Raw genomic sequence first — 24,602 nt, forward strand, 5'->3', positions numbered from 1 at the left:
ATCCTGATCTGCCTGACTCAGACCGCCTTCAGCACGCGCTTTTTCAAGCAACTCATTGGTGCGATTAGCATAATCAGCCTGTAGCCTGCCAACTTCATTTGCTTTATCGACGCAGTTCTGGGCACCGGTACAGTTCACAACACTTTCATGCTGTTCAGCGTTAATCTTCTTGTATTTCTCAACTACGGCGGTGCAAGCCTCTCTTCCCTGACACTGAGTCATTTCTTTTGCTCAGTCTTGGTTTTCCGGCACCTTCAGCGCATTATTCTCAACCGCATTCTTGCCTGCCTGCGCACCGGTGGTTGCCGCTGCCGTGCTGTTGCCGGCCAGGCCGCCCGCCAGACCCGCTGCCAGCGTGCTCATCAGGCTCAGTTCCTGACGCTGAGCCTCCGTCAGCTGACTGCCCGGCTCTGACAAATCAACATGATAATAATGCTCAGCAATATAGCGCGCCGCCAGCTCTCCACTGAAGGCGCCCGTCGCGCAGGATGGGCGTCTGAGGCGTAGGAAGGTAAAAGATCCCGGCCTGAAAGCCGGATTCATACTAGTTAAGTTCTTCTAACCAACTCTCGAAGTCTTCTTTTCCGTATAAAAAATCTCGATCTATGTCTGGTAAATCTACAGCTCCTAAGCATTGCAGTATCTTCCAAGTCACCTGGTCATCAACATAAGTGTGGTCATCAACATAAGTGTGGTCATCATCAATAATTGAGAATGCCCATTCAGATACTTCTTCACGATCCGATTCTCCAGATATGAGTTGAATTATTTTTTCCCGGAGATCCTCTCTTGATGGTTTCTTTTCTGTCATTTTATCTACGGCCTTGGTAGTTGCCATTTTCATCAAAGATACGGTGATTTTTACCGTTCGTTACTGGCTTAGGTGCGACGCTTCTAACATTCCCGGAATGATCTAAGGTTTCGTACCACGTTCGAGTTTGTCCAGATTTCGGATTCCATTCTCTGACCAGTCTTGCCCCAGCCATTTCACCACTAGTTTTCGCTGCGGTTACAGTTCCGTAAAAGCGGAAGCGCCCATCATTTAATTCTTTAACGCTATCCTGCCCATATTTTTCGGCTTGCCTGTAATACTCTTTAAGTTTGGCACCTTGCAAAGAACTAGTGGCTGATATGTCGCTACTGGCCTTATTGATCAGCCTCGATGCTTCAGCTATATCTCCTTTCTTCAGCGCTGTTTCTGCCGCTTTGATGGCCTTACCTGCCGTATCACCTGCGCCGGGAATCAGTCCAACTGCTGCCGCAAGATAGTCTATCGCTGACCGTGCTTCCGCGAAACCTTTCACATCACCAACAACCGGCACAAAATCTGCGCCCGTCGACAGGATATCTTTCAACTCTTCCCGTCGTTGACTGTACATTTTCACTGAGCACGCTTCTGCGCTCATCCCTGCGCAGTTTTCCTTTTTATAGCGTTCATTTTCGGCTTCGACGCGTTCGTCTGCCTGCTGTTGCGGTGTCTTACCTGTCGCTAATGCATCGGTCAAATCACTCAGCGCATTATTCTCAACCGCATTCTTCCCGGCCTGCGCACCGGTGGTTGCCGCTGCCGTGCTGTTGCCGGCCAGGCCGCCCGCCAGGCCCGCTGCCAGCGCGCTCATCAGGCTCAGTTCCTGACGCTGAGCCTCCGTCAGCTGACTGCCCGGCTCTGACAAATCAACATGATAATAATGCTCAGCAATATAGCGCGCCGCCAGCTCGCCGCTGAAGGCGCCCGCTGCACCGGACGCTGCGTTGCCGCCCGCCATCTGTGCTGCCACCGCGCCCCACACCGCGTGCGCTGCCGCATTCGCCGCCACGTTCACGTTGCCTTGCGCGTCGGTGGTCTGCTGTTTGATGACCTGCGCCACCCACGGGTTCAGCCCGCCCGCCGCCGCCTGCGCCGCATTACCGCCCGCCAGCCCGGTAAGGATGCCGCTTACCGACTGCGTTACCCTCTGCCACTTCCCGCCGGTGCCGAAATCACGCTGCGCCTTTTTATACTCCGGGCTTTCACGAAGCTCCTTCGCCGTGCCCTTAATACCGGCTCCCTTCGCCGCTTCCAGCCCCTGAATATCGCCATAGGTCTGCACGATATTGCTCATCTGACCGGCGATTTCACCCGCCATCTGCGCCATCTGCAGCCGCTTCTGCTCCTTCTCCTTGTCGAATATCGGGCTGATGCTGCCGTTAGCGTGCTCCGTGTCGCGGCTCAGGTCATCCAGATTTTGTTGCTGTTGCTGCTGATTACGGATGGTGACAGTGCCGTCGGCCACCGCCGACTGCGTGGTGCCCTCCGCATGGCCTTTACCACCCAGCCCCGCCAGCAGCGTGCCGGCAGTGTTAGAGAGCGCGTTTGAGAGCAGCTGCCCGCCCAGCGAACCACCGCTGGAAAGCCCGGCGCTGATGCCGCTGTGGCTGACCTTATAGTCCGCCGCGTTGCCGATATCGCTGAAGCCCAGCGTGCCGGTGTCGAGGCGGTTCTTATCCGCAGTTGCCGTGGAGGCAATCACCGCGCCGTCCAGCTGCGTGTGGCTGCCGGTGGTGATGTCAAAGCCGCCGTCGCCGGCAAAGATGCCGCTCAGCTCCTGCACGCTGTTGTAGCGGCTGCGCATTTTGTCCTGGCTGAGACTGATGTAACCGGAGCCACTCATCGAGCCAAAGGTAAAGCTACCGCCCGCCCCAAAGCTGGTCTGCTTCGAGTCGTAACGATCGCTGTCCTGCTGGCTGCTAATTGCCAGGTCACGCCCGATATCCGCCGTGACCTTGTTGCCGCTGACCTGTGCGCCGTTCAGCGTGGCATCACGCCCGCTGTTCAGCGCCACGTTGCCGCCGCTGTCCAGCGTGGTCTCGCTCCAGCGCGTGCCGTTGCCGCTCTCTTTGCCCTTCGCGCCGTTGACGCTGGCAAAGATGCTTATGCCCGCACTACCGCTGCCCACGCCGAAACTCAGGCCAACGCCGCCGCCGCTGCTGCTGTTTTTGCCGCTGCTCTGCTGCGTGCTGGCCGCGCCGGTTAACAGGATATCCCTGGCGGCGTTCAGCGTGCTGTCGCCCGCCACCTTCATCTGGCTGCCGCCAATCAGAATATCGCCGCTGTGCGCGCTGTCGCCTTTACCGTTAGCGGTAATCGTCAAATCTTTACCGGCGTTCAGCGTGGAGCCGTTAACCGTATCAGAACTCTGATGCTGCTGCGATTTCGATTTTTGCGTGGTCAGTGAGACGCTGATGCCTACGCCATTATTCGGATCGCCGCTGGCCGTTGCCTGCTGTGACGCCAGCACTGCCTGTACGCCGGAGAGCGCGGTTTTGGTCGCCTGCAGCGCCGCGAGTCTGCCGTCGCTTTCGCTTTTTGCCGCCTGCGCGGTTGCCACTGCGCTATTGATGGCTTCGCCTACCGCGCCGGACAGCGCCAGCGTCAGACCACTCTTTTTCTGCTCAAAGCGTTCGTCACGGGTACGCTTATCGTGGCCCGGCTCGATCACTACCGCATCGCCGTTGATATCCAGGCTTTTGCCTGCCACCAAATCCGCCCCGCCAATATGCGTTTGCCCGCCTGAGGTAATCGCCACGTCGCCACCGGTACTGCCCACGGTACTGACGCTCTGGCTTTGCGTGGTGCCCTTCTCACGCAGGTCGTGCACCGATTTGCTGCTGCCGATAGTAAAGCCAATGCCGCCGCTGCCCATCAGGCCGCTTTTTTTGGTTTCCTTAAAGCGCCAGCTGGAGTCGGTGTTGGTAGCCGCTGCAATATCTACATTGTTGCCTGCCCTCAGTGCAACGCTGCCATCGCCCACCACCTGCGAGCCTTTGACCAGCAGATCGTTGCCCGCCGTGACCGCGACATTATTACCGCTCAGCAGCGTGCCCGCCTCACGCGTGGCGCTGTCCTCTTCGATGGTGTGCGTGGTTTTCTTCTTCAGGAAACCTTTTTTGGTTTTGGTTTCCTCTTTGTAGTGATAATCACTTTCGGTCGCGGTGTTCAGGTTAACGTTATGACCGGCGGCAACCGCGATATCCTGCTGCGCGGTGACCTGGGTTGCGCTGCTGTTCAGGTCGCGCCCGGCCAGCAACGAGGTATCGCCACCGCTGGCGACTTCGGTGCCCTGCTGGCGTACATGCTCATTGATTTCCTGCTTTTTGCCCGCCTTGTAGCTGTTGCCGGAACGGGTTTCTTCTGCCAGCAGATTAAGATCGCGTCCCGCCTGCAATGCCACGTCACCTTCCGCCGCCAGACCTGCCGCCTGGCTGGTGAGATCGCGCCCTGCCGCCAGTTGCAAATCGCTGCCGCTGGAAATAGTGGTGCGATCCAGACCAGAGGCGTGAGACTCCGATTTGCCATTGCGGCTGTTTTGCTGCGTGGTTGCAGCGTTGAGGTTGAGATCGCGTTCAGCTTTCGCAGCCAAAGCGCCTTTTGCTCTAATACTGACTGCCTGGCTATGGACATCACGTCCAGCCGTTAAAACAAGGTTTCCACCACTGCTCAGGGAAGTACGATCATAACCTTGACTATCAGAAGCTATCTTATTTTTACTGTTGCTTTGGCGGTTGGCTGCAGCATTTAAGTTAATATCATTACCTGCAGTTATTGACATGTTTTGATTAGCAGTAACTGTGCTGGCATTAAGCGTAAGGTCTTTTCCTGCATTTATAGTTGCGCTGCCGCCTGCTGATATAATACTTTGCTGGTTATCAAGTGTGATGTTGCTATTGCTTTGGCCGCGATCGAACCAATTACGATAAGCACTGGACTGGCTTTGCCCCTGTTTTATTTCATTTGCTGTTACGCTAATATCGCCCCATGCCTGCATTAACAAACTTTTTGACGATATAATTTCAGCTCCCTGCACACTGATATTTTTCCCAGCACTTATGCTGAGATCTTCTAGTGCACTAATGCTGGCCGTTTTACCATTATCCGTTTTTGTTAAATTAACACTTATGCCATTTTTACGGCTGGCATTGCTTTTCCATACCTGCGTTTCTGTAATGTTATTAATGCTGCCGCCGAGGCTTTCCAGCGCGACTTTTTTCCCGCTGATGGCAGAACCGATATTATTGATATCGTTTAACGCGCTCAGCTGGAGATCGCTGCCCGCATTAATCAGCCCCTGATTCAGGTTATTAATGCTGTTCTGGCTATCAAGGTTTAGATCCGCTTTGGCGGTAAGCGTGCTGCCGCTATTGGTGATATTACCTGCATCCAGCTTGACGTTATTACCGGCAATCACGCTGCCGTTATTTACCGTCACATCCTTCGGCGAAAGATAAACTTTCGGCACCATCACCGTTTCACCATTAACGGTGGCGGCTTCCCACCAGATAATGCTGTGATCAAGCGCGGCAATCTGATCGGCGGTCAGGGATACGCCAAACTGTAGGCCCAATGACTGCTGTGCGGCGGCGGCGTTATCCATCAGGTAACGCATCTGCTCCAGGTCGGAACCGATACCGTTGATATAGCGGCTGCCGGTTTGATTGATTACCGTATTGCTGACGTAACGCGTATCGAATGCCGCATCGCCCAGGAAACGATAGTCATATTCTGGGTGCAGATTCAGGCGATCCAGCAAATAGGAAGACCCTAAAAAGGCTTTTTCATCAGTGAACTGAGTACGCGTTTCCTGCGCTGGCGCGGTTCCCGGCTGCGTACCGAGTAAGGCATAGAGATCGCCATACAGTTCCTTATCCATCTGCCCTAAGCCGTTTAATTTCGGGTTTACGGTGATCAGATAATGGCTGTTTGGATCGGTGGAAGGCACAAAGTAGCCATTGTTACCGCTCGTTAAGGGATAGGCGCTGGTATCAACCTGGTTGCCCTGATAGTTATTTAACGCCTGACCTGTAGTATTAGCAGCGGCCAGCTGTGCCGCCTTCTCTAACGGCGATGCGCCTTTACGCGAACCATCATACTGATTAAGCGCTGCGCTGGATCCGCTGCTCTTCTCCAGCGAGCCACCGCCGTTAATCGCCTGCAATGCATTTTGCAGCTGATCGCGCCACTGCGGTGAATTAATGGCAAGCCCCGTAACGGGAGTTAGTGATTGTGTTTGCTGCGCACCGTTAATATTTTGCTGGCTCAGTCGGATTAATGTTGGCGCAGCTAACGAATGGCTGACCACGCCCGAATTAGCCGTAGTAGCGCTATTGCTAATATTATCGCTAAAGCTTGCATTGATATTGCCACCAGCCTGAATAACCGATCGGTAAAGCGCTCCAGGACTAAACTCTGTTTCATGACCGGTAAGCTGATAGGTAAAGTTGCTTCCTTTTGCGCCATCCTGGGTTCTTTGTGTTGTTAATGGAATTTCGGCATACGGTCCAACCGGTGGATTACCTGTACCATAGTGATAGACCAGATATTCGTTACTGATGCCTGATTGCCAGCTTTGATTGTTTAACTGCTCTCCCGACAAAGACATATTCTTATTTGCCAGGATATCACTGGCCTGATTCTCCAGCGTTTTGGCGGCAATAGTGAGATCGCGTCCGGAGGCTAATCGAGCGGCTCCGCCCTTGCTAACAACATCAACCTGAGTTTTGCTAACAGCAAATTTTTGTATAATCGCTTCTTTATCTTCCAGCGGCGCATACCAGATTTTTCTTGTGATGTGAGTTGAACAACCGCCGCCATGAGGGCCACAACCAGCGGTGCTTTCAGTTTCAACCAAGGTGGTGTAATAACCGTAGCTACCCAGCGGTAACTGGAAAATCGATATTTTTATCGTCGAATTTCCTACGCCTTCCGGCGTGGATAATTGCTCAATTTTTTGGCTAACCTTTAGTCCTTCTCTTGTATTCAACAGATGCCCAGTCTTAACCGTGATATCGCCGTTCTGCGTCTCGATGGTGCCAGAGGTGTTTACCACCTCGCTATTGGCATTGCCCGCCGCGTCGCGCTGCATCCACAGGCTGTTACCCGCCAGTACATCACCCTGCTGGTTTTTGATGCTGTTGGCGTAGAGATAAAGGTTATTCGCCGCGTAAAGCAGCGCGGTGTTCACGATGCTGCCCGGCGCGCTGAGCGTCAGGTTGCCCAATGTGCCGGTAAAACCGTCGAGCGCGATATCGCTGCGGCTGGTGAGATTGATATTGCCGCCACCCTGCAAGGTGCCACTGCCGTTCATGGCGATGCGGTTGCCGCTTAGCGTGCTGTCGCCGTTGCCGCTGGTGAGCTGGCCGTTGTTAATCAGATCGCCGCCTGCGCCCAACGTTAGCGCCTGGCCCTGCATGGTGCCCAGGTTTTCCAGCGCGCCGTTACTGCTCACGCTCAGCTGGTTACCGGCGGCAAGCGTGCCTTTGTTGGTAAAGGCGTTAATCAGCTTCAGCGTCGCATTGCCCAACGCCACCACCTGCCCTGGCTGGTCGAGACCGTTGCTGTTCAGCACCAGGTTGCCGCCGCTGAACAGTTTGCCTGCCGCCTGCTGGTTTACCTGCGTGGCGGTGACGTTCAGCTGATGGTTACCCAACAGAGTGCCGCCGTTGGTCAGTTGCTGATAGTTAACGGTGAGAGTGTCGCCCTGCACGCTGCCCTGGTTATTCAAACCGTTACCGGTCAGGGTGCCCTGCTGCTGCGCCAGCAGCGTGCCGCTATTGCTGGCGCTGGCGGCATTCAGGATCAGCTGCGTCGCCTGCAGCCAGCCGCTGTTGGTGAGTTGCGGGGTGTTTAACGTCAGCTCGCCGCCGGAAAGTATTTTTCCGCTATTGTTCGCCAGGCCGGTGGCGTTAATTCCGCTCGTTCCGCCGCCCTGAATCAGGCCGTAGTTAAATAGTTCCGGCGTTTTAAGCGTCAGCGCCTTCTGGCTGAGCAATGTGCCGTTAGCCGCATTGGTTAAACGACCGCTTAGCGTCAGCAGCAGGTTGTTATCGCCCTGCATCCGGCCACGGTTTTCCAGCGCGCCGCTAATCACCTGCAGTTCGCCGCCCTGAATACGTCCGGCGTTATTTACCGATGCCGCCTGCAGCTCCAGCTTACCCGCCGTCAGCAGGGTTTTATCCTGCTGCTGGGTCAGCGCCCCGTTGAGTTTTACCGTCAGGCCGTTAACGCCGCTGATATCGCCGCCGTTATTTAGCGTGTTGCCGTTCAGCGTCAGGTTTTTGGCTGCCCATTGTCCCTGGTTGGTTAACGCCAGCGCCTGCAATGCCGCCGTGCCGTTAGCGCTGATTTTGCTGCCAGCAGTGGAGTCCAGCTTATCCGCGAGGAGCAGTTGCATACCGTCGGCGCTCTGGATCGCGCCGCCGTTGGTTAGCCGCTGCGCGTTCAGCAGAATCTGTTGCCCCTGCCAGCTGCCGTTGTTAGTGACGTTGTCGCCATTGATGGTTAAGGTGCCCTGCGTCAGCAGCGCGCCGCCCTGGTTATTGATCAGCTCACGCGCGGGCGTGGTCAGTGCCATCAGCATCATGCGGCCCGCCATCTGCGGCAGCGCGCCCAGCGTCAGCGCCTGTAGCCCAATCAGGCTGCCCTGATTAATCACTTTCGCCGGTGCGATATGCAGCGTTTTTCCCTGTACCGAACCGCTGTTGTTCAGGCTGTCGCCGGTGAGCGTCATCGCGCCCGCGCTCAGCACATCGCCCTGGTTGGTCAGGGTCTGCGCGTGGATCTGCGCGGCGTCCTGACTGAGCAGATCGCCGTTGTTAGTGAGCAGCCCCGCGACGTTCGCGGTCAGCCCGCCGTTGCTCAGCAGCGATCCCTGATGTTGCCAGTTGTTGGCGCTAACCTGCGCCTGTTCACCCTGCAGGGTGCCGCTGGTCGTTAGCCGATCGGCGTTCAGCGCTAACAGCCCGCCGGAAAGCGTACGGCTGCCCGCCGCGCTGGTCAGGCTGTCGCCCTGAGCATCCAGCAGAGAACTGCCTTGCCACAGCCCGCTGTTATTGAGCGTCTGACCGCGCAGCGTCAGGCCGTCAGCGAGGATTTTGCCCTGGTTGGTCAGGCTGTTTGCCGTCAGGCTGGCATCGCCCTGGCTTAACAGGCTGCCGCCGTTGTTTAGCTCATCACGCAGGCTGCCGGTAAGCTGGTCGATGCCGTTGATGGTGCCCAGGTTTTCCAGCGTATTGCCGTTAATCTCAATCTTTTTGCCCTGCCAGCCGCCTTCATTGCTGAAGCGATCACCGTGCAGCAGCAGACTGTCGCCGCTCAGCAGCGTGCCGCTGGCCTGGTTATCCAGCTGCTGCGCAGTGATATCCAGCACACTATCGCCCTGCAGCGCACCACGGTTATGCAGCGTATTGGCCGTTAGCGTCAGGTTCTGTGCGGCCAGCGCGCCGTTGTTCTCCAGCGTTTGCGCATCGAGCGTGGCCTGCTGCGCCAGCAGTTCGCCGTTGTTAGTCAACGTTTCATTAACCTGAGCGGAAATCGTATCGGCCAGCATTTTGCCGCTGTTGCCGGCCTGACGAGCGTTGAGATCCAGTGCGCCATCCACCTGCAACAGCCCGGCGTTATCCAGCCGATCCAGCGTTAACGCCAGTGGCCCGCCGCTCAGCAGTTCGCCATCCTGCTGGTTGTTAAGCTGGCTGCTGTTCAGCGTCAGGATGCTGTTGCCCTGCAGCAGTCCGCCGTTGGTGAGCTGCGGCGAGGTAAGGTTAAGGCGATCCGCCGCCAGCTTGCCCAGGTTAAGGATGCGATCGCCGGTTAAAGTAAGCGCTTGCTCACTCACCAGGCTGCCGCCATTGTTGATGTCATTATTAACTTGCGCATCCAGCAGCGAGGAGGCGCGTGCGCTGCCGCTGTTTTGCCAGCTTTGCGCATTAACCCGCAGCGTATCCGCCTGCAAAACGCCCTGGTTATCCAGCTGCGTGGCGGCGAGATCCAGTGTGCCGCCGCTGAGCAGCTGTCCGCCGCGCTGGTTGCCGATCGTGTCGCCATGCAGCGTTAGCTCGTCGTTGCCCTGTAGCAGGCCACTGTTAATCAGATCGCCGCGCAGCGTTAATGCCTGAGCCACCAGCCAGCCGCTGTTATCGCTGCTGTCAGCCTGAAGCAGAACGCCATGCTGGCCTAAAATTTTGCCGCTGTTGTGCAGCGTTTTGGTCTGTAAGTCGGCGTCGTGCTCGCTGAGCGCGTTGCCGCTGTTCTGCCAGTCGTTAACGTTTACCGCCAGCGCATCGCCCTGCGTCAGCCCCTGATTATCCAGGCTGTCGCCCTGTAGCGTCAGTTTGCCGCCGCTGAGCAGCGTTCCGCCGTTGGTCAGGTCACTGCCGGTAATGGCAAGATCTTTGTTACCCTGCAGCAGGCCGTTGTTGTGCAGCGTATCGGCGTTGATCACCAGGCTGTCTGCCGCCAGTTGCCCCTCGTTACTCAGCTGTTTTTGCTGTAGCTGCATCGCCCCCTGCGCCAGCAAATATCCACCCTGCTGGTTAAGCAGCTGGTTATGGCTGGCGTTGAGCGTGGCAGCGTTGATCTCGCCGCTGTTGATTAAGCTGTCGCCGCTGAGCAGCAGTCCGGCGTCGCTTTTGATCAGGCCGCTATTGTTAAGCTCAGGTAAGTCAAGCAAGAGGTCGCTGGCGGAGGCGATACTGCCGCCGCTCAGGTTATCCAGCCGATCGGCAGTCAGCCCCAGATTTTTACTGCCCTGAATCAGGCCGCTGTTGGTAAGCTGCGGGCTGTTGAGCGTCAGCTGCGGCGCGCTCAGCGAACCCTGATTAAACAGATTGCCACTGGTGATCATCAGCGCATCCTGACCGGCAATCGCGCCGCTGTTGTCCAGCGTATCAGCAAGGGTCAGTTGCGTGGTGCCTGAGTTTATCGTGCCGCTTTGCGTCAGCCGATCGGCGATGATTTCGCTGCGCTTGCCGCCGAGGATATCTTTGCTGTTGGTCAGGTTCTTGCCGTGAACCAGCAGGTCATCGCCCGTCAGACTGCCGCCATTATTCAACTCGTCGGCGGTGATATGCAGCATGCTGTTGCCCTGGATCAGGCCGCTATTGGTGAGCTGCGGGCTGTTGAGCGACAGCTGCGGCGCAATAAGCGATCCCTGATTAAACAGGCTTTCGCTGCTGATATTCAGCGCTTCCTGCGCGCTGGTTTCGCCGCCGTTATCCAGCCGCTGCGTCACCGCGATCTGCGTGGTGCCCTGTGCGCTCAGCGTGCCGTTTTGCGTTAGCCGATCGGCGCTAATTTCACTGCGCCTGCCGCCGAGGATATCGCCGCTGTTGGTCAGGGTTTTTCCTTTCAGCGTCAGGCTATCGGCAGAGAGCGTACCGCTGTTCTCCAGCGCATCAGCCGTCAGCGCCAGCGTGCGATTGCCCTGCATCTCTCCGCTATTGTTCAGCTGTCCGGCATTGAGCGTTAACGCCTCGTTGCTATGCATCGTGCCGCTGTTGCCGATCTGCGCGGCGCTAATATCCAGCATGTGGCCGCCCTGAATCTGCCCACTGTTCTCCAGCGTATCGGCATGCAGCGTTTGCTGCTGCGCCAGTAGCGCGCCGCTGTTTTTCGCCTGTGCTGCGCTAAGCGTCAGTGTGCCACCTGCGGTAAGCTGCGCGGCGTTATCTACCCCGTTGCGCGCCGTGAGTTTGATATTGCCGCCGCTGTCAGCCGTGCTTGCCTTATCGATTTTTAGCTCTGCGGCGCTGAGCTGAATATCTTTTCCGGCGGTGAGTTTGCCCTGGTTAAGAGCAACCTTGCCGTTGCCGGTCAGGCTAATAGTGCTATCGCTGACCAGCGACCCCGCATTAACCGCCACCTCCTGTACGCCGTTCAGCGTTACCGCGCCGCCCGCTTTATGATCGCCGCTCAGGGCGATGCTCTCGCCTTTGGCCGTCAGCGCGCCGCTGGTCAGGCTGTTTTTCAGCGTCAGCCTGCCGCTGGCATCCAGCACCATATCGCCCTGGCGGGCATTCAGGTTGCCAAGGTTAACCCCGACGCCTTTTTCGCTGGAGACCAGATGAATGCGATTAGCATACATGCCGCCCAGCGCGCCGGTATCCACCGCCACGCCCGGCGCAGCGCCGCTGCCGCTAATCGGCGTGACGCTGCCATCCTGCGCCACCCGGTTGGCCCCGGCGATCAGCTTCAGATCGTTGGCGTGGATCGCCGCGTTGATTTCGGTGGCGCGTGAAATAAGGGAAAGCGCGTCGCTCTGGCTGGCATCCAGCCCCTGCCCTTCCACGGTAATGGTGCCTTTGCTGACCGTCAGTGCCTGCAGGTTGCCCTGCGCATCCATGACCGGCTTGCCGGTAGTCAGAGTGGCATTAGGTGTGTTAATAAAACCGCAGCCGTTACAGGTAATGCCGTAAGGGTTCGCCACCATCACGTTGGCCGCTTTCCCGGCCACTTCGGTATAGCCCTGTAGCTGCGAACGGTTCGCGCCGGTTACTTCGTTGATGATCGCTTTGGCTTCCTGCCCGGCTTTCAGATTGGGGTTGTTCTGGATCAGGCCGCCCAGCTGCGTCGGGGTGAGCTGGCCGGTGGCGTTATTAAGGATCAGCCCCTCTTTGCCCACATTGTAATTCTGATACTGGTTATGAGAGAGACCCGCCTGGTTTGGCGTGGCGATATTGATCACCGGTACGCCGTTAGCGGCCTTATCCAGCTGGGTGCCTTTACTGGTTGGGGTGATGCCCGCCGCCAGCGCGGGCAATAGCGGTTGCCAGGCAATTAACGCGCAAATCAGGTAACTCAGCAGACGTTGAGAACGGCGTACCGGTTGTTGTTGATTGTCCATAATCTTTGCCTCTTAAAAAACCAAAGCGACCTGATAGTTAATGCTGAGATGATCCGGTGCCAGCCAGCCGGGATAGCTAAGCGGAACGCCAAGCGTGAACTGGGTAGAAAAGTAGCGATTACGGCTGCCAAGCCCGACGGCGCCGCCCCACAGCGTGCCGGCTGCCCAGGGATCCTGCGCATCCTTTTGCAGCCAGCCGCCGTCCAGCGCCAGCGTGCTGCTCACGTCGCCGATATATGGCAGGGTGAAAAGGCGATAGTTGAGTTCGTTGCGCCAGTAGCCGCCGTTATCGCCAGAGAGATATTGCTCTTTAAAGCCGCGCACCGAGCTTTCGCCGCCAATTGTCAGGCGCTCGCTGCCGTACAGCCGGTCCGGCGACCACTGTGCATAGGCGCTGGTCAGCCACCAGAGATCCTGAGTCAGCGGACGCTGAAAACTGGCGTTCAGGCTCCATTTACGAAATGCCGCCTTCGGCAGATCGCCGCTTTTCCCTGCGTCATGTTCGGCATCAAACCAGGGCATGCCGCGACTGAAGGTGGGATTAAAGGTGGCAACGCCGCCTGCGATTTTCTGCGTATGATTGATACCAAGCTGAAAACTGGTCAGGCGACGGCTACTGCTGTGCAGCAAGGTGTCGTTCAGCCAGTTATGGCTGCTGCGCTGGCTTATGCCCGCCATCAGGCCGGTTTTGATATCGCCGTTGCGAAACAGCACCCAGGAGCCGGAGAGACGATGCGCCTGGCTGTCGCCGTGTGATAGCCAGTTAAAGCCGTTGTTATTGATGGTGCTGCGGTAATCGCTCCAGCTGTAGCTGTAATCCAGCAGGCCGTAGCCGTAAGGCACGCTGACGCCAGCCTGAACGTTTTGCGCATCGCGCGCGTGAGAGAAAGCGCTGCTGCGGCCACCGCTGATAAACCATTTATCCGCCAGGCCCAACGGGTTATTAGCCGTCAGCGAGCCGTTAAGCTGCCCCATGCCGGTGCTTTTTTGCCCGCTGTTATCAAAGCTCAGCGAGGCGGTGAGCGGGAATTCCGGCGTGGCGGTTAAATTAACAATCGAGTAGCCGGGGTTATCGCCAGGCAATATCTCAATCTGAACCGGTGTGGTGCGCAGCCGGTTAATTTGCTCCATGCCCTGTTCAATATCACGCAGATTAAGCAGTTTGCCGACCAGACCCGCGAACGCCATACTTAACTGGCGCGCATCGCCGCCGTTCAGACGAATTGCCTGTAGTTTTCCTTCCAGCACGGTAATATGCAGCTGACCGCTGGCAAGGTTCTGTTCAGTAATAAAGGCGCGGCTGGTAATATAGCCCCGGCTGATATACCACTGCGATACATCACGGATCAGCTGATTAATTTGCGGCATGCCCAGGCAGTGGCCAGAATAAGGGGCTGTTAACCGTTGTTGTTGTTTTTTGCTAAGCCGTGTGGCCTGTTCAATAATGATCTGCTGCACGGCGATACAGCCATCGGGTGCCTCACCGGGCGCAGCGCTGATGGGCAAATGCGTATCGGTGTCGGTGCTGCGCTGTAACTCATCGCGCTGCTGTTGGTTTTGCTGCAGCAGCCGCTGCTGTTCAAACTCAACCTGATTGCGATCCGCAGGCGAAAGCAGCGCCGCGTGGGCGTTCGTCAGGAATAACGCAGCGGCCAGCGCGACTCTTTTCCTTGTCTTTGCCATCATTAAGGGCCAAATGGTGAATGAGATTAATCTTATTTTTAATGGCGCACAGAATAACAGCTAAACAATTAAAGTTTCACCGATAGCGAAAAAAAAAGACGATTCTTTAATTATTTTAGTTAGAGAAAAATTTATTATTCCACAAACATAAATAATCTATTTATTTGCCTGCTCAGCGTGAGTTTTTTGCACCATCAGGCAAAATAAATGTTAGTGAAATAGTACCGTTCGCTTTTTGTTTCCCAGGTTAATAGTGACATAAGTAAACCATTTAACTTGTATTTTCTCCCACCGGCAAATAAAAAAGCCCGCTGTTAAAGCAGGCTCCGGGAGAGTGAAATAGTGGAAATCAGAAAGAAAGAGTGACGCCCGCGTAATAAGCGCGACCCGGCTCGTTGTAAGTGGAAGCCCCATCGTTTTCACGGTAAACGCGTTTATCCAGCAGGTTGCTGATCCCGGCGTTCAGCCGTAAATCTTTCATCAGATCATAGTTAACGTTCAGGCCAACCACAGAATAGGCGCCGACCTCTTTATCTGACATGCCGTCTTTTTGCTCTTTATTGATTTCCGCATAGGCACGCGGCTTCTGACGACCGTACATCGTCCAGTTAACATTCGCCGAGAGCTTATCGGTGACCTGATAGTCCAGCATGGTGTTGATGGTATATTTCGGGATAATCGACAGCGGGTTGCCGGTCTCTTTATCTTCCGAGGTGATCATATAAGTGACATTGGTGCGCCAGCTCAGGGTATCTTCCACCACCGGGATCACCAGGTTGCCTTCCAGCCCTTCCACTACCGCCTTGCCGCCGTTTTCCCAACGCAGTACATGGTAGCCATTGCTGGCGATGCCAACCAGCTCGGTGCCGGAAACAATTTTGTTTTTGTAATCGTTGCGGAACCAGGTAATACCGGCATTGTAGTCTTCATTGGTAAACTCAAGCCCGATCTCTTTATTCACGCTCACTTCCGGGTCGAGATCATTATTGCCCATCAGGTAGCACTGACGTTTGATACCGAGCGGACAGCCGTTGCCCCTGGTGGAAAGCAGATAGCCTTCACTGGACTGATAAAGATTGGGCGCTTTAAAGACGCGCGCAATGCCCGCCTTCAGCTTGAAATAGTCGCCCAGCTCCTGTGACAAGTTCAGGCTGGGGCTCCAGTTGTTGCCAAACTTGCTGTGATGATCCAGGCGCAGGCCAGGGATCAGGTTCGTCCCTGCCAGCGGCTCGATATTATCTTCAAAATAAACGGCGCTGAGATCCGCATTGTTTTTGCTGTTGCGCTTCGCCGGATCGCCAGAGACACCGCCAATATCGATATCGCCAACGTTCAGCATTGAGGTGGACGCCGGATCGTTCAGCTCTTCACGGTTCCATTCCGCGCCCAGCGTAATATTTTGCTCTACCAGCAGATCCAGCGGCAGGTTAATTTCGCCGTTGGCACGGTAGTTTTCCAGACGGCTGGTTTTAAATTGGGTGCTGTTAATCATCCCTTCAACTCTGCCGCCTGCGCCTTCCTGCAGTCGTGTATTATTGGTTTTTTCATAGGTAAAGCCCAGGCGCGACTGCCCCCAGTCCCAGATGCCGTTATGGGTAATGCCGTAAGACTGACGGTACATGCGGTTGGTTTCGTGGCCGTAAAGCGTCTGGATCAGGTTGCCGGGACTGATATTACCGTTGCTGTACTGGGTATCGCCCGCGTAGATATTGCCCTGACGGCTATAACCATAATTAAAATCCACGATCTGGGTTGGGGACAGCTTCCATGAAAGCAAGCCGTTAATGTCTTTGTTGCGCACCCCTTCGCGTCCGGCGGCAAAAGAGCCATTCTGCGCATTATTGATATCCCAGGCGTCGGCGTCGGTTTTGTTGATGTTGCCGTAGAGGCGCATGGTCAGCGCATCGCCCGCCAGCGGTCCGCTGAGGCTGAAATTAGTGCGTTTGGTCGCCCCCTCTTTGTTATCTTCCGGCTGGCTGGTAAACAGCGACATACTGCCGTGCCAGTCGTTGGTCGGACGTTTGGTTGTGATATTAATCACGCCTCCCGCCGCGCCGGAGCCATAGCGCGCCGCCGCCGGACCACGTAATACTTCAATGCGTTCCACCATTTCCGGCGGCACCCAGTTGGTATCGCCGCGCGTATCGCGCTCGCCGCGCCAGCTATAGCGCACCGCATTACGCGAGGTAGTCGGCACGCCATCAATTAAAATCAGGGTATTTTCCGGGCCCATGCCGCGAATATCAATTTGGCGGTTATTGCCACGGCTGCCGTTGGCGCTGTTACCGGTCAGATTAACGCCCGGCATCTTACGGATAATGTCAGAGAGATCGTTTACGGGCGGGCTTTTTTCGATGTCTTTAGCAGTGATAATCGAAACGCCAGGCTGCTGTTTGAGTTCTTCTTCTGCCGTGGCGCGCACCGTCATTACGCCTTCGTCCGCTGGCGTTTCATCAGCCGCCAGGGCGCTACCGTTAAAGCAAAGCAGTAATAACAGTGCACAAGGACGCATCTGAAAAGGTTTTATATGAATCATGCTACTAATCCCTGTTAAATGTATAAGGTTGTTTCTGCGCATGCATGATAACGATAATTATTTGCATTACACTCCCTAAACACTAATCTTCACAAAATCTCCATAATTCACCGCTATAAAAAACAGCAAACCTATACCATCTCAATAAAAATTCTTTAATTACAATTATATAAGTTATTTTAGCTGATTAAGTGACCGCTTCTGGTTACCGAATTCTGCTCTTTTTTCCCGGATGAGAGCGGCGACAGAGTGCTGTTCAAGCTGGCGAGACGGCGGTATGATTCGGGCGCTGCATCAAGAATGCGAATCATATGCATTAACAGTTACTTTTGTTCTGTTAACATTTTCAGGAGAGAAAATGCGTCTGTCTGCCCTCTTTACCACTACGATTCTGGCTTCTGCCTTAGCGCTTACCGGATGTGATGACACTACGGCACAAACCGCTGCCTCAGCCAATACCCTTAAAGTTGAGCATGCGCAGGGCACCACCGAGGTTGCTCAGGCACCGAAAAAAGTCATTGTGTTGAATCCCTCCACGCTGGATAACATCGATGCATTACAGATCCCGGTCGCCGGCGTGCCGAAAAACAGTACGCACCTGCCCGCTTTCCTGGCGAAATATCAGGGCGACGCTTACCTGAATGCCGGTACGCTGTTTGAGCCAGATTTTGAAGCCATCAGCAATGCCAAACCTGACCTGATTATTGCGGGCGGCCGCGCCCACGACGCCTACGATAAGCTCAGCGCGATCGCGCCGACCATTGCGCTGGACGTCGATACCAAACAGTTCACGCAAAGTCTGATCCAACGCGTAGGGCAACTGGGTGAGATCTTTAACAAGCAGCAAGAAGCGAAAGCGCTGACCGATGCCTTTACGGCAAAAATCGCTGCCCTACGCGAAAAAGCTGAGCATGCCGGCAACGCTATGGTGATCATGGTAAGCGGCGGCAAAATGTCTGCTTATGCGCCAGGCTCCCGCTTTGGCTTTATCTTCGACGAGCTGGGCTTTAAGCCTGCGGCCACCTTTTCTCAGGCGGGCAAGCACGGCAACGTGGTGACATCTGAATTTATTATGAATACCGATCCTGACTGGCTGTTTGTACTGGATCGCGACAGCGCCATTGGTCGCGCCGAAGGGGAATCTGCTCAGCAGGTGCTGGATAACGCGCTGATTCATAAAACCAAAGCCTGGCAGAACAAACATATCGTCTACCTTGATTCCTCGTCGCTCTATATCGCTGGCGGTATTCAGAGCTATACGCGCCTGATGGATAACATCAGCACCATGCTGAACGATGCCAGCGCGTCACAGCAGAGCGCCAGCGCCGCCATGGAAAGCGCTAACGGCACGATGGAAAGCACCGGCGCTGACACAGAAAGCGCCACGGACAGCGCTGAAAGCGAGTAATCATTAACCTAATGAAGAGTTTCAGCTTTGTCGCAGGCCTGGTCATTTTGCTGGGCCTGATGACCTGGAGTCTGTTTGTCGGCGTTAGCCCCGTTACCTTCTCCCGACTGTGGAGCGATGCGGAAGTGCGCGACGTTTTCTTTCTCAGCCGCGTGCCGCGCACCCTCGCCCTGCTGCTGGCCGGCAGCGCGGTCAGCGTGGCCGGGCTGATTATGCAGATGCTGACGCAGAATCGCTTCGTTGAGCCTTCCATTGCTGGCACCACGCAATCCGCCAGCCTTGGCCTGCTGCTGGTGATGATCGTCAATCCTGCCGCGCCGGTAATAGTAAAGATGGGTGTCGCCACGCTGTTTGCGCTGGCAGGCACCGGCCTGTTTTTGCTGGTACTGCAGCGGATGCGGATTAAAACGCCGCTGATGGTGCCGCTTACCGGCATTATGCTGGGCGCGATTTTCAGCGCGGTGACCACCTTTCTGGCGATGGAATTCGATCTGCTGCAGTCGCTGGGCGGTTGGGAAGCAGGAGATTTTTCCGGCGTACTGCAGGGCCGCTACGAACTGCTGTGGCTGACCGGCATCTTAACCGTGCTGGCCTGTGTTATCGCTGACCGCTTTACCGTCGCCGGGATGGGGCGGGAATTCGCGGTTAACGTCGGCCTGAACTATCGCCAGGTGGTCTTTCTCGGTATGGCGATTATTGCGCTGATCAGCGGCGTGGTGATCGTGGTGGTGGGCGTACTGCCCTTCCTTGGTCTGATCGTACCCAATGTGGTAAGCATGGCCATCGGCGATAACCTGCGCCGCACCATTCCGTGGGTAGCGCTGTGCGGCGGCGGGCTGGTGGTGCTGTGCGATATCATTGGTCGTTTGATCAGTTTTCCGTGGGAGATCCCGGTTAGCGTGATCCTCGGCTGCCTGGGCGCGGCGATATTTCTGCTGTTGATTTTAAGGAGCCGCCGCTATGCAGGCTGACAGTTCCATAATGCGACCGGCGCGGCGTTCGCTGCGTCTCTGCTTTGCTACACCCGCTAAACGGTTAATGGGTTTAAGCGCGCTGGCGCTGCTCTCCATTGTGCTGTTTATGACCATCAACCTTGGCGGCAATATTAACTATATTCTGATGCATCGCGGCCTGATCCTCGCCACTATGCTGCTGGTGGCGTTCGCCTCTGGCATTGCCACGCTGCTGTTTCAAACCGTCACCAACAACCGCATCCTGACCCCTTCGGTAATGGGACTGGAGACGCTGTTTATTCTGATCCAGACCATGCTGATCTTTTTTATTGATGCTAACGGCTTAAAGATGCTGGGCACGGTAGGGCAGTTTATCTGTGAAGCGGCGCTGCTGGTGCTGTTTTCCACTTTCCTTTACCGCTGGCTGCTGGGCAGGATCGGTATCAATCTCCATATGGTGCTGCTGGTGGGCCTGGTGTGCGGCACGCTGTTTCGCAGCATTTCCGGCCTGCTGCAGCGTCTGCTGGAGCCGGGCGAATTCGCTATTTTGCAAAGCCGTATTTTCGCTACCTTTACCCGCGCGGCGCCGGAGATCATCGCAATTTCCGCCGTGGCGGTGCTGGCGGTAGCGCTGCTGGTGTGGCGGATGCGTCACAGCCTGGATGTGATTGCGCTGGGACGCGATATGTCGATTGGGCTGGGCGTGCCGTGGCGTCGACACGTTACGTGGATTCTGTTGCTGGTTTCGCTGCTGGTGGCGCTTTCTACCGCACTGGTCGGGCCGCTCACCTTTTTCGGCCTGCTGGTGGCAAACCTGAGCTATCAGCTTATTGGCTCGCATCGTCATCACTATTTGCTGCCCGGCGTGGTGCTGATCGGCATCATTACGCTGGTCGGCGGTCAGGTTATTCTGGAGCGGGGGCTACATATGGCCGGTTCGCTTTCCGTGGTGATTGAGTTCGTTGGCGGCGCGCTGTTCCTCTGGTTTTTGATTAAAAAGGCTGCGGTGTGATTGAAGTTAAAGAGATTTGTAAAAGCTACCAAAACAGTAAAGTGCTGGACCGCATCAGCGAAACCATTCCGGCGGGCGGCATTACCTCGATTATCGGCGCTAACGGCGCAGGAAAATCCACGCTGCTGTCGGTGATCAGCCGCCTGCTGACGGCTGACGGCGGCAGCGTATGGGTAAACGGCCTGGAGGTGGCGAAAACGCCTGATGAGCAGATGGCGAAAGTGCTGTCGGTGCTGCGTCAGGAAAACCACTTTACCAGCCGCCTGACGGTAGAAGATTTAGTCGGCTTTGGACGCTATCCCTGGTCTAAAGGGCGGTTAACCGCAGAGGATCATCAGCATATTGTTACGGCAATGGCGTTTCTCGATCTGCTGCCGCTGAAAGACCGCTATCTGGATCAGCTGTCGGGCGGCCAGCGTCAGCGCGCCTGCGTTGCGATGGTGCTGTGCCAGGATACCGATTACGTACTGCTGGATGAACCGCTGAATAATCTGGATATGAAACACAGCGTGGCGATGATGAAACAGCTGCGTCGCGCTGCGGATGAGCTGCATAAAACCATTATCCTGGTGATCCATGATATCAATTTCGCCGCAGCCTATTCCGACCATATCATCGCCATGAAACAGGGCGAGGTACTCTATCGCGGTACACCGCAGGAAATCATGCAACCGGAGATTATCGAAGCGATTTTCGATACCAAAGTGCATATCGAAACCCTGCACGGCCAGCCTGTCGCTATCTACTACCGTTAACCCTTTCTCTTGCGCCCGCGGCCTGCGGGCGCGCCCCGTTAACAGTCGCCGCCGTCAAGATGTTTATTCCCGCCATGATTTGTGATGAAAATCAAAAGGTGCTAATTTTCGCCACCGTAATATAAATATTGATATGACAGTGAGCAGATAATAAACAAATTCTCTTTTGCCGCTTTAATGCTGACTTTACCAGGGGCTGTTCAGGCCGATACCACGAGCAACGCGGCGAATTCCACCATTTAACAAAAATTTGAGCAGGACGCTAAAAACAAACAAAGGCGGACCCGATGGCCCGCCTTTGTTATTTGAATAGAAATCTGTAAAAAATGGCACCCATCAAAACGCCAGTCATTCCGATCTGGAATATAATTTTTAAGTCAAAAAAATTCTCCGTAGTGAAATATTTAAAGATTGAGAATGCAACTATAAAAAATATCGTGCCACATAACGATTTAATAAATCTCGTTCTCGTTGCTACCACCAGCAGGAAGCTCCATAAGTAAGTGCGCCCATGCCCGCGCCAGATATGGCGCCAGCTAACCATCCGGGAATTGAACCGACAACAGGAACAGCTACACTACCGCCAAATGCTCCGACAGCTCCTCCGGTTAACGCAGAGGCAATCATATCCTGTGTAAGATCACGAACATTACAGTTATTTAATTTGGCTGTTATCCCTCCAGAATATTATTTTGTGAGAGGCGTCAACTTTTGTTGGTAAATATACGTCTATTTACTGGAATAATACTCGCGGCTTCGTTATTGAGTGGCGCAGGCTAATCCCGATGTAATGGTGGCGATGAATCGGCGCGATGCCGAAATTATACGCAACTCCGCACAGTGGCAGGGAATTGCGGCGATGCAACAGCATCGCGTTTATGTCAACCCGCAAGGGATGTTCTGGTGGTGCCGCAAAACCAGAGAATAAGCATTACAGTTTTTATGGCTGGCAAAACGCTTTATCCGCAGCGCTTTCAGGATATTGATATGCAGCAGGAAACGCGGCGTTTTTACCACGACTTTTTTGGCGTTAGCTTAAGCGATCGGCAAATTCAGGCTATTTTGCTGCCGGAATAAGCCTGTCTGGCATAAGCGTCGGCAGGTAGCGATGCGCCTGCCGACACGCCAGGCTAAGAAACTATGCGCCTTTATGGGTGTTCACCACCTGACCGATGCCCTTGCCCTGCAGCTCTTCTGCCGGATCGGCAAAGAAATCGATATTGAAATAGGTGTCGTCGGTGAGCAGTTCCACATGGTGCCAGTATTCCGGTGGGCTGATGCCGAAATGCCCGGCCTCGATCACCACTTCAATTTCCGGCGTTTCGTCATGCTCGCTGGCAAAGCCATAATATTTCACCGCGCCCTGCATCACCGAAAGGCGACCATAAACGCCCTTTTTAGTGTTGTGGTGGGTCAGCAGCGCACGCGGCACGCTCTCTTTATTCCAGAACGGGGTGGAACGGGTATGTACGAAATGGGCAGGAATGCGATGTGCCATGATAAATCCTCTTGTTTTTCATTTAATCTTTCTACTAATGTTTGTTGTGCAACCTTCGTGCCACCTTGGATAAGCGCTGTAAAGTCAATCAGTTACATTACTCACCGCTACGCCAGATTGTTAAAAAGACTTTACCCAACGCTGTCGCTTTGACAGTCAATCGTCTTACTGACAATACTCTGCCGCTGGTTAAAGCCTATACCGTCAGGCATAACCTTGCTGCGCGTTTTACTGTCGGCCCGCGCAACTTCTGTTAAACTGAGCGCCGCAAACCCGCCTGATTAGAGATTTTCCCGTGACTGCTTTTTCCACCCTGACGCAACTGCCCGCCAGCCAGCTCGATAACCTGCGCGAAATGGGCTTCGATGCCATGACGCCCATTCAGGCCGCCTCTCTGCCCGCCATTCTTGACGGTCGCGACGTGCGCGCCCAGGCAAAAACCGGCAGCGGCAAGACCGCTGCGTTTGGGCTGGGCATCCTGCAACATATTGATACTGCGCAATACCAGACCCAATCGCTGGTGCTGTGCCCTACGCGTGAACTGGCTGAACAGGTCAGCAATGAGCTGCGTCGCCTGGCGCGCTTTACGCGCAATATCAAAATTCTGACGCTGTGCGGCGGCCAGCCGGTAGCCGCACAGCGCGATTCACTGGTGCATGCGCCGCATATTGTGGTGGGCACGCCGGGCCGTATTCTGGATCACCTGAAGCGTGAAACGCTGGATCTTTCTCAGCTGCGTTCACTGGTGCTGGATGAAGCGGACCGCATGCTGGAGATGGGCTTCCTGGAAGATATGGAAGTGATTGTCAGCCATACGCCGCCGCAGCGTCAGACGCTGCTGTTTTCCGCCACCTGGCCGCACGGCATTATTGCCATCAGCAAGCGTTTTCAGCGTGATGCGCTCTCTATCGCCACGGAAGATGTCACCGAGCTGCCAACCATCGAACAATACTTTTATGAGGCGAGCAGCCGGGAAAAATTAACGCTGCTGATCGCCCTGCTCAGCCAGCGGCAGCCCACCTCCTGCGTGGTGTTTTGCAATACCAAACGCGAGTGCGACGATATTGCCGCCGCGCTGGAGAACAGCAATATCAGTGCGCTGGCGCTGCATGGCGATCTGGAACAGCGCGATCGCGATCGGGTGCTGATCCGCTTTGCTAACGGCAGCTGCCGGGTACTGGTGGCAACCGATGTCGCCGCACGCGGGCTGGATATCAAAGCGCTGGCGATGGTAGTGAACTATCAGCTCTCTTTCGATCCGGAAGTGCATGTTCACCGTATTGGCCGCACCGCGCGTGCCGGTGAACAAGGTACGGCGGTCAGCTTTGTCGCGCCGGACGAGATGGTGCGTGCGCATGCGCTGGAAGACTATTTACAGCAGACGCTGAACTGGGTCTCTTCGGCTACGCTAAAAAATCAGCCGTCACAGGCGCTGCCCGCCGCGATGATGACGCTCTGTATCGACGGTGGTCGCAAAGCGAAAATCCGTCCGGGCGATATTCTCGGCGCGCTAACCGGCGAGGCGGGATTCAGTGCCGATCTGATCGGAAAGATTGATTTAACCCCAACGCACGCCTATGTGGCTATCGCCGCCGCTCAGGCGAAAGCGGCGCTGATCAAGCTCAAACAGGGCAAAATCAAGGGCAAAAGCTGCCGCGCTATTCTGCTGAAATAACCTGTGCGGCGCGCTTTCCGTTAGCTGAAAGCGCGCCCGCTGCCTGGTTCATCCACAGGCGTCAATTTCCCGGAACGAATTTCCTTGTCGGCAACATGATAAAGGCGATGCCGTCACTCTTTTACGGCGTAACGGGCTCTTTGCTCTCCACCCTTTCTTTATTTGTTAACTGCAACGCGGTCTGCAACTGGATGAACAGCGTTTCATCGGCCGCGCTCCACATCTCTCCTTTTCCCTTCAGCAGCTCACGCAGCAGCGTTGACCACTGTCCAATGCGAATCCACTCTTCCGAAGACAAAACGGGTAATGATGCTTTATCTGCTACAACAGCCATAAACAACCCCATAAATCAATAATGTCCGCTAAAGCCGAATGCTGGCGGTGAGCTATGTTAATTCAGAGAGGTTAGGGTTTCCCAGCAATCGACCC

10 protein-coding genes and 4 pseudogenes are annotated in these 24,602 nt (G+C 55.3%); 6 read left to right on the plus strand and 8 right to left on the minus strand.

The annotated features are described in order from the left end of the window. From ACQE3Y_RS18355 to ACQE3Y_RS18380, 6 genes and pseudogenes are all read right to left on the minus strand, one after another. Positions 1–222 (minus strand): annotated as a pseudogene (locus tag ACQE3Y_RS18355) (hypothetical protein); the annotation flags it as partial. A 21-nt stretch (positions 223–243) separates the two neighbouring features. Beyond that, positions 244–483: pseudogene (locus ACQE3Y_RS18360) on the minus strand (VENN motif pre-toxin domain-containing protein); the annotation flags it as partial. A gap of 61 nt (positions 484–544) precedes the next feature. After that, positions 545–757: a hypothetical protein gene (locus ACQE3Y_RS18365; RefSeq protein ID WP_426982263.1), complete on the minus strand. Its 213-nt coding sequence runs from the start codon at positions 755–757 to the stop codon at positions 545–547. Positions 758–812: 55 nt separating this feature from the next. Next, positions 813–12,653: a hemagglutinin repeat-containing protein gene (locus ACQE3Y_RS18370; protein ID WP_426982218.1), complete on the minus strand. Its 11,841-nt coding sequence runs from the start codon at positions 12,651–12,653 to the stop codon at positions 813–815. Between the two features lie 12 nt (positions 12,654–12,665). Continuing rightward, positions 12,666–14,339 carry a ShlB/FhaC/HecB family hemolysin secretion/activation protein gene (locus ACQE3Y_RS18375; RefSeq protein ID WP_426982219.1) on the minus strand — a complete coding sequence of 558 codons (1,674 nt, stop codon included), beginning with the start codon at positions 14,337–14,339 and terminating at the stop codon, positions 12,666–12,668. A gap of 346 nt (positions 14,340–14,685) precedes the next feature. Continuing rightward, positions 14,686–16,872: a TonB-dependent siderophore receptor gene (locus ACQE3Y_RS18380; RefSeq protein WP_426982220.1), complete on the minus strand. Its 2,187-nt coding sequence runs from the start codon at positions 16,870–16,872 to the stop codon at positions 14,686–14,688. Positions 16,873–17,230: 358 nt separating this feature from the next. Between ACQE3Y_RS18380 and ACQE3Y_RS18385 the strand changes: the two are divergent. From ACQE3Y_RS18385 to ACQE3Y_RS18405, 5 genes and pseudogenes are all read left to right on the plus strand, one after another. After that, positions 17,231–18,184 (plus strand): annotated as a pseudogene (locus tag ACQE3Y_RS18385) (siderophore ABC transporter substrate-binding protein); the annotation flags it as partial. Between the two features lie 107 nt (positions 18,185–18,291). Then, positions 18,292–19,251, plus strand: a complete 960-nt coding sequence (locus ACQE3Y_RS18390; protein WP_085067792.1) for an ABC transporter permease — start codon at positions 18,292–18,294, stop codon at positions 19,249–19,251. 10 nt (positions 19,252–19,261) lie between these two features. Continuing rightward, the gene (locus tag ACQE3Y_RS18395) at positions 19,262–20,245 is read left to right on the plus strand and encodes an iron chelate uptake ABC transporter family permease subunit (protein WP_250652674.1); all 984 of its coding nucleotides are present in this window, start codon (positions 19,262–19,264) and stop codon (positions 20,243–20,245) included. Beyond that, a complete protein-coding gene (locus ACQE3Y_RS18400) occupies positions 20,242–21,000 on the plus strand; it encodes an ABC transporter ATP-binding protein (RefSeq protein ID WP_426982221.1) in 759 nt (252 codons plus the stop codon). The genes ACQE3Y_RS18395 and ACQE3Y_RS18400 overlap by 4 nt, the downstream gene beginning before the upstream one ends. A 766-nt stretch (positions 21,001–21,766) precedes the next feature. Further along, positions 21,767–22,077: pseudogene (locus ACQE3Y_RS18405) on the plus strand (ABC transporter substrate-binding protein); the annotation flags it as partial. A 61-nt stretch (positions 22,078–22,138) separates the two neighbouring features. Here the strand turns inward: ACQE3Y_RS18405 and ACQE3Y_RS18410 are convergent. Then, positions 22,139–22,498: a DUF1971 domain-containing protein gene (locus ACQE3Y_RS18410; protein ID WP_426974680.1), complete on the minus strand. Its 360-nt coding sequence runs from the start codon at positions 22,496–22,498 to the stop codon at positions 22,139–22,141. A gap of 295 nt (positions 22,499–22,793) precedes the next feature. Between ACQE3Y_RS18410 and dbpA the strand changes: the two genes are divergently transcribed. After that, the gene (gene dbpA / locus ACQE3Y_RS18415; protein WP_250651994.1) at positions 22,794–24,173 is read left to right on the plus strand and encodes an ATP-dependent RNA helicase DbpA; all 1,380 of its coding nucleotides are present in this window, start codon (positions 22,794–22,796) and stop codon (positions 24,171–24,173) included. 121 nt (positions 24,174–24,294) lie between these two features. Here dbpA and ACQE3Y_RS18420 read toward each other — a convergent pair whose 3' ends face one another. Next, complete coding sequence (locus tag ACQE3Y_RS18420; protein ID WP_426974681.1) at positions 24,295–24,507, minus strand: hypothetical protein; 213 nt, start codon at positions 24,505–24,507, stop codon at positions 24,295–24,297. Positions 24,508–24,602: the final 95 nt, after the last annotated feature.

Origin of the sequence: Pantoea sp. FN0305, from assembly GCF_050113845.1 — a bacterium.
Taxonomy (GTDB): Bacteria; Pseudomonadota; Gammaproteobacteria; order Enterobacterales; family Enterobacteriaceae; genus Mixta; species Mixta alhagi.

Excerpts from the sequence above, each read along its gene's own strand:
- ACQE3Y_RS18370 (WP_426982218.1), bottom strand. The coding sequence starts at position 12,653 with ATGGACAATCAACAACAACCGGTACGCCGTTCTCAACGTCTGCTGAGT.
- ACQE3Y_RS18375 (WP_426982219.1), bottom strand. The coding sequence starts at position 14,339 with ATGATGGCAAAGACAAGGAAAAGAGTCGCGCTGGCCGCTGCGTTATTC.
- ACQE3Y_RS18380 (WP_426982220.1), bottom strand. The coding sequence starts at position 16,872 with ATGATTCATATAAAACCTTTTCAGATGCGTCCTTGTGCACTGTTATTA.
- ACQE3Y_RS18390 (WP_085067792.1), top strand. The coding sequence starts at position 18,292 with ATGAAGAGTTTCAGCTTTGTCGCAGGCCTGGTCATTTTGCTGGGCCTG.
- ACQE3Y_RS18395 (WP_250652674.1), top strand. The coding sequence starts at position 19,262 with ATGCGACCGGCGCGGCGTTCGCTGCGTCTCTGCTTTGCTACACCCGCT.
- ACQE3Y_RS18410 (WP_426974680.1), bottom strand. The coding sequence starts at position 22,498 with ATGGCACATCGCATTCCTGCCCATTTCGTACATACCCGTTCCACCCCG.
- ACQE3Y_RS18420 (WP_426974681.1), bottom strand. The coding sequence starts at position 24,507 with ATGGCTGTTGTAGCAGATAAAGCATCATTACCCGTTTTGTCTTCGGAA.